Genomic DNA, 5,700 nt, shown 5'->3' with positions numbered 1-5,700 from the left:
CCGCCGCTCCCCCGGGGGCGGCGGCCCGGGCCGCGGGGAGACGGGGCCGTCCGTCCCGTACGGCTCCGGCCCCGGCGGGCGCCCCTCCCGGCCCCCCACCCGCTCCCGTCCGTACTCCGGGATCTCCAGGCTCACTTCGACGAACGCGGGGACCTGCTCGCCTCTGCTCTCCAGAGCCGTCCCGCCCATATCGCACTCCCCCTGGTCACGTTCGCCCATCCTCGGGCAGCATTTCTCGCATTACGCGACAAGGGTGAGCAAGTACGGCGCGCCGCCTGTTGCGCGGGCGGGGAAGCGGTCAAGTCCGTTGCCCGGGGCGCCCGTCAGGCGCTCAACTGCGGCTTTGACGGCACGGCGGGCACCTCGGCCACCCGCACCGGCCACCGCCAGAACCACTCGAATCGGTGAGCGGCGGCGGTGCCACCGGCGGCGGTTACTTCGCCAGTTCGGCGGCGAGTTTGCCGAGCATCTCGTCGTAGATGCGGGTGAGGCCCTTCGGCGCGAAGATCCGCTCGAAGAACCCGCCGACACCGCCCGCCCCGTTCCACACCGTCGAGACGGTGACGCGCGAGGCACCCTCGGCGGCGCCGGGCACGACCCTCCAGGTCGTGACCATCGAGGAGTTGCGGTCGCTCTCCCGCAGCTCCCCGTCGGCCGGTGCGGCGACCTCGAACAGACAGTCGCGCACCCGCTTGCTGGTGGCCTGGAGCTTCCAGTGCACGACGGTGCCCGCACCGTGGCCGCCCTCGCGCACCTCGTACTCGCTGAAGTGTTCCGTCAGCAGCTTCGGCCGGGTGCCGCGGTAGTCGGCGAGTGCGCCGACCACGGCTTCCGGCGTCGCCGCGATCTCGCGCTGCGTGGTGGCCTCGACCTGCGCCATGACTCCTCCTGCTGATCGGCACGTGAGGAGCCACCCAATCACCCGCGCGCCACCCGCCCAAATCGGCTTGACACAGCTCTATGGAACAGGTGTTCTATTCAGGTGAGGTACAGCGGCACCGGTATGAGGGAGGCTCCATGCGCTGGGAGAACCTGAGCAACGACGGGACGGTGGAGCATCCCGCCCTCTTCGGCACCAACGTCGTCACGCGTACGTTCGACACCCCCGAGTTCCGCGGCATCACCTTCCACGAGGTGCGGGCACGCTCGGTCGTGAACCGGGTGCCGGGCGCCTCCCGGATGCCGTTCGAATGGACCGTGAATCCGTACAGGGGGTGCAGCCACGCCTGCGTGTACTGCTTCGCCCGCGGCACCCACCGCTATCTCGACCTCGACACCGGCGCGGACTTCGACTCGCAGATCGTCGTGAAGGTCAACGCACCGGAACTGCTCCGCAAGGAGCTGGGCGCCCGCCGCTGGCGGGGCGATCACATCGCGATGGGCACCAACGTCGACTGCTACCAGCGCGCGGAAGGTCGGTACAAGTTGATGCCGGGCATCCTCACCGCGCTCCGCGACTACGCCAACCCCTTCTCGATCCTCACCAAGGGCACCCTCATCCTCCGCGACCTCGACCTGCTGCGCTCGGCGGCGGCGGTGGCGGACGTCGGGGTCTCGGTGTCCGTCGGGTTCACCGACGAGGAGCTGTGGCGCACGGTGGAGCCCGGCACCCCGGCGCCCGAGCGCCGCCTCGACGTGGTCCGCACCCTCAGCAGGCACGGCATCCCCTGCGGGGTGCTGATGGCGCCCGTCATCCCCTTCCTCGGGGACTCGCCCGCCCAACTGCGCACCACCGTACGGGCGATCGCCGCCGCCGGGGCCACCTCCGTCACGCCGCTCGCGCTGCATCTGCGGCCCGGCGCCCGCGAGTGGTACATGGGCTGGCTCGGCGAACACCACCCGCACCTCGTGCGGCACTATGAGGCGCTGTACGCGGACGGGGCCTACGCACCCAAGTGGTACCAGCGCCGCATCACCCGGCAGGTCCACGAGCTGGCCGCCGAGTACGGCATCGGCCCGACCTCGCCCGGCACCGCACGCCGCGTCGAGGTGCACCCCGAGCGGTCACCGGAGCAGGACACGCCGCCCAGCACCCAGTTGACGCTGTTGTAGGGAACCGGAACGAGCGTGCCGGTCGCTCAGTGGTCCTCGTAGAGCGTGCTGTCCTCGTTGCCGCGCCGGATCGTGCGCAGCGCCTGGCCGGGACGCCAGACCTCGAAGACGATGTGCGGGTCGTCGATGTGCACCCGCATCACCTCCGTCAGCTCGGCACGGAAGAGGTGGAACCGCTCGGGTACCTCGCCCCCCGGAGCCCCCGCCGCGTAGCGGGCCAGCTCGTCCGGCGCGGTCACCTCGACGGCCCGCCCGGAGACACGTACGTCGCCGCCGCCCATCCCGGTGTCCGGGCCCGGGTTGGCGTACAGCGAGAACCGCGGGTCGCGGCGCAGATCCAGCGCCTTGCGCGAGCCGGTCATCATCCCCAGCCAGAGTTCACCCTCCCGGAAGGCGGTTTCCAGCCCGGTCAGCCGTGGTGAGCCGTCAGCCCGCAGGGTGCCCAGGACGTGGTGGGTGAAGTCCTCGAAGCGCCGGCGTACGGCGTCGGAAAAGTCGGGTTGTGCGGCACGGAAGTCCGCCCAGCTCTCTGTCATGCGCTCATGGTGGCGCGAATACCCGACATCCTCCGTCCGGAAAACCCTTCTTCTTCCCGGAAAACGCTTCGTACCGGCAACCGGCTCTCTGCCACCATCCCCGCATGCATCCGCTCATGCGCGTACGTGAGATGACCGCGACCGACATCGACGCGGTCGCGGCACTGCGTGTGAGCGGCTGGCGGTACGCCTACGCGGGTCTGATGCCGTCCGGCTATCTGGCCGCGATGTCCGTGGCGGCGGACGCGGCCCGGCGGCGCCGGATGTTCGCCGAGGCCGACGGCTCGGTCACGGATCTGGTCGCCGAGAGCGCCGACGGCACGGTGACGGGCTGGGCCGCCCTCGGCCCGTACCGCCCCGACGGTCCGCACGCCGGGGGCGAGCCGGCCTCCGGGGGCGAGCTGTACGCCCTCTATGTGCGGCCGGACCTGATCGGCACCGGTGTGGGCCGCGCCCTGATGAACCACACGCTGGAGGCGGCCGCCGCGCGGGGTTTCCCGCGGCTGTTCCTCTGGGTCGTCGAGGGCAACGCCCGCGCCCGCCGGTTCTACGAGCGCGCCGGGTTCGCCCTCGACGGCGGGATGGACACCTACGACGTCGAGGGCACTGCCGTGCCGATGGTCCGCTACGTCAGCGAGAACGTCAGCGGCGCGGCCTGACCGATCGCGCACGGCTGCGCCCGTGGCCCACCGGCATCCGGGCCAGCGCCGCCTTCGCGGACGGGCACAGGCGATGATGCTCGGCGGCCGCGCCCAGTACGGCCACCGCGCGCCGATCGCCCAGCGCCCCCAGTCCCTGCACGCACGCCTCCGCGATCGGCCAGTAGTGCATCGGCCCCATCAGCAGCCGCTGGAGCACGGAGATCAGCGTCGGTACGGACTCCGGTGCCCGTAACGCCGTGAGCAGCCGCACGGCGTGCAGCGCGTAGCCGGTGCGCAGCTCGTTCGTCGCCAAGGCCGCGGCGGCACGTGCGGTGCGCGGGTCGCGCAGCCGCGCCAGCGCGTGCGCGGCGGTGGCGCAGCGCACCGGATCGCGGTAGTTCAGCATGAAGATCAGCGTCTCGAAGCCGCGTGGATCTCCCGCGGTGCCGAGCGCGAAAGCCGCCACCTCCCGTGCCCACAACGGGCGTTCGCTCTCCGCCAGTACGGACGCCAGCTGATCGCGCGCCGCCGGGGTGTCCCTCCTGGCGAGTGCGACCAGCCGCTCGTACTCGGACGGGTCCGCCTCGGCCCGTACGCGATCGATCAACGATCGGAATGCGTCGCCCACTTCCGCTCCCTCCCCCACGTGCTCCGTGCCACAACCCTTGGAAGTGCCATACCCCTGGTGTCGTGGTTACCCACGAGTTAGGCTGCTCGTCAGAGCGGCACCCCCGCTCAGGCGGCCTGGTGACGCAGCCGCTTGAGAGTGCAGTCGGTTCGGCGGGGGTCCGGGTCCGCGGCGAGCGCCGCGGCGCCACCCGGGCAGCACCGCTGAGTACGGAACGGCCCAGGGACGAGGCCGTCCGCCTTCCCGCATCGCAGCACCTCCGCCGCGTGCGTGCGCGTTTCCGCACCCCTCATCATCAGTCGTCACCCCTGGAGTCCCGTGATGGACCGTCCTCCCCTGCATACCATCGCCGTCGTCGGCCTCGGCACCATGGGCACCGGCATCGCCGACGTCCTCGCCCGGGCCGGCCGTGAGGTCATCGGCATCGACATCAGCGACACCGCCGCCCGGCAGGCCACCGCCGCGTTCGAAGCCTCCACCGCGCGTGCCGTGGCACGCGAGCGGATGACCGAGGCCGAGCGGCGGGACACCCTGGCCCGCTTCCGTACCTTTACCGACCTGCGGGCCGCCGCCGAGGCGGACCTCGTCATCGAGGTGGTGCCGGAGGACTACGACACCAAGTGCCAGGTCTTCGCCGCACTCGACACCGTCGTCAAGCCGGACACGATCCTCGCCACCGGCACCAACGCGCTCTCCGTCACCCGCCTCGCCGCCGACTCCGACCGGCCCGAACGCGTGCTGGGCCTGCACTTCTTCCACCCCGCACCCGCCATGAAGCTGGTCGAGGTGGTCTCCTCGGTGCTCACTTCGCCGGAAGCGGTGGCAGCGGTCACCGCCCTGGCGCGCGATCTGGGGAAGGAGCCGGTCGCGGTCGGCGACCGGCCGGGATTCGTCGCCGACGGGCTGCTGTTCGGCTACCTCAACCAGGCCGCCGCGATGTACGAGTCGCGCTACGCCAGCCGCGAGGACATCGACGCCGCCATGCGGCTGGGCTGCGGGCTCCCGATGGGGCCGCTGGCACTGCTCGACCTGATCGGCGTCGACACGGCGCGTACTGTGCTGGACGCCATGTACGCCGACTCCCATGACCGGCTGCACGCGCCCGCTCCGATCCTCCGCCAGCTCAGCGACGCCGGCCTGACCGGCCAGAAGGCCGGCCGCGGCTTCTACACCTATGAAGCGCCCGGCAGTTCAGTGACCGTCGCGGACACCCAGACCCCGGACGGCGACGGCAGCCGGGCAGCGGGCCGCACCGTCTCCGCCGTCGGCGTCGCCGGGTCGGGCACCATGGCAAGCGGCATCGCCGAGGTGTTCGCCAAGGCGGGCTACGACACGGTGCTCGCCGCGCGCAGCGAGGAGAAGGCGGAGGCGGCCAAGTCCCGCATCGGCGCCTCCTTCGCCCGGTCGGTGAAGAAGGGCCGGATGACGGAAGCGGACGCGGCCGACGCGCTCGCCCGCATCACCCCGGCCGGCTCGCTGGAGGCGCTGTCGGACGTGGACCTGGCGGTCGAGGCGGTGGCCGAGGACCTGGCGGTCAAGCGACAGCTCTTCGCCGACCTGGACCGGGTGTGCAAGCCGGGCGCGGTGCTGGCCACGACCACCTCCTCGCTTCCCGTCGTCGCCTGCGCCCGCGCGACCTCGCGTCCGCAGGACGTGATCGGGATGCACTTCTTCAACCCGGCGCCCGCGATGAAGCTGGTCGAGATCGTGCGAACAGTGCTCACCGGCGACGAGGCGCACGCCACCATCCGCGAGGTGTGCGGTGCCCTGCGCAAGCACCCCGTGGACTGCGGGGACCGGGCGGGCTTCATCGTGAACGCGCTGCTCTTCCCGTACCTCAACA

General features: G+C 71.7%; 6 protein-coding genes and 1 pseudogene. 3 read left to right on the top strand and 4 right to left on the bottom strand.

The features are described 5' to 3' along the window. Positions 1-189, bottom strand: a pseudogene (locus ACRDP3_RS20345) (hypothetical protein); the annotation flags it as partial. Between the two features lie 244 nt (positions 190-433). After that, positions 434-880 carry an SRPBCC family protein gene (locus ACRDP3_RS20340; RefSeq protein ID WP_431518408.1) on the bottom strand — a complete coding sequence of 149 codons (447 nt, stop codon included), beginning with the start codon at positions 878-880 and terminating at the stop codon, positions 434-436. Positions 881-1,017: 137 nt separating this feature from the next. On the opposite strand from ACRDP3_RS20340, the gene ACRDP3_RS20335 reads away from it, so the two are divergent. After that, positions 1,018-2,052 (top strand): Rv2578c family radical SAM protein, encoded by a 1,035-nt coding sequence (locus tag ACRDP3_RS20335; protein WP_431518407.1) that lies wholly within the window; start codon positions 1,018-1,020, stop codon positions 2,050-2,052. Positions 2,053-2,078: 26 nt separating this feature from the next. On the opposite strand, the gene ACRDP3_RS20330 is transcribed toward ACRDP3_RS20335, so the two are convergent. After that, entirely contained in the window at positions 2,079-2,588 is a 510-nt protein-coding gene (locus tag ACRDP3_RS20330) for a pyridoxamine 5'-phosphate oxidase family protein (protein ID WP_431518406.1), read from the bottom strand. A gap of 104 nt (positions 2,589-2,692) precedes the next feature. Between ACRDP3_RS20330 and ACRDP3_RS20325 the strand changes: the two genes are divergently transcribed. Beyond that, the gene (locus ACRDP3_RS20325; protein WP_431518405.1) at positions 2,693-3,247 is read left to right on the top strand and encodes an N-acetyltransferase family protein; all 555 of its coding nucleotides are present in this window, start codon (positions 2,693-2,695) and stop codon (positions 3,245-3,247) included. On the opposite strand, the gene ACRDP3_RS20320 is transcribed toward ACRDP3_RS20325, so the two are convergent. After that, positions 3,231-3,857, bottom strand: a complete 627-nt coding sequence (locus tag ACRDP3_RS20320) for a HEAT repeat domain-containing protein (protein ID WP_431518404.1) — start codon at positions 3,855-3,857, stop codon at positions 3,231-3,233. The two genes, ACRDP3_RS20325 and ACRDP3_RS20320, sit on opposite strands and share 17 nt — an antisense overlap. Positions 3,858-4,178: 321 nt before the next feature. Between ACRDP3_RS20320 and ACRDP3_RS20315 the strand changes: the two genes are divergently transcribed. Beyond that, the coding region (locus tag ACRDP3_RS20315; RefSeq protein WP_431518403.1) for a 3-hydroxyacyl-CoA dehydrogenase family protein at positions 4,179-5,700 on the top strand (1,522 nt) is incomplete at its 3' end.

It is taken from the genome of Streptomyces sp. (assembly GCF_050698815.1).
Lineage (GTDB): Bacteria > Actinomycetota > Actinomycetes > Streptomycetales > Streptomycetaceae > Streptomyces.
This window is presented reverse-complemented; position numbering and strand designations above follow the sequence as displayed.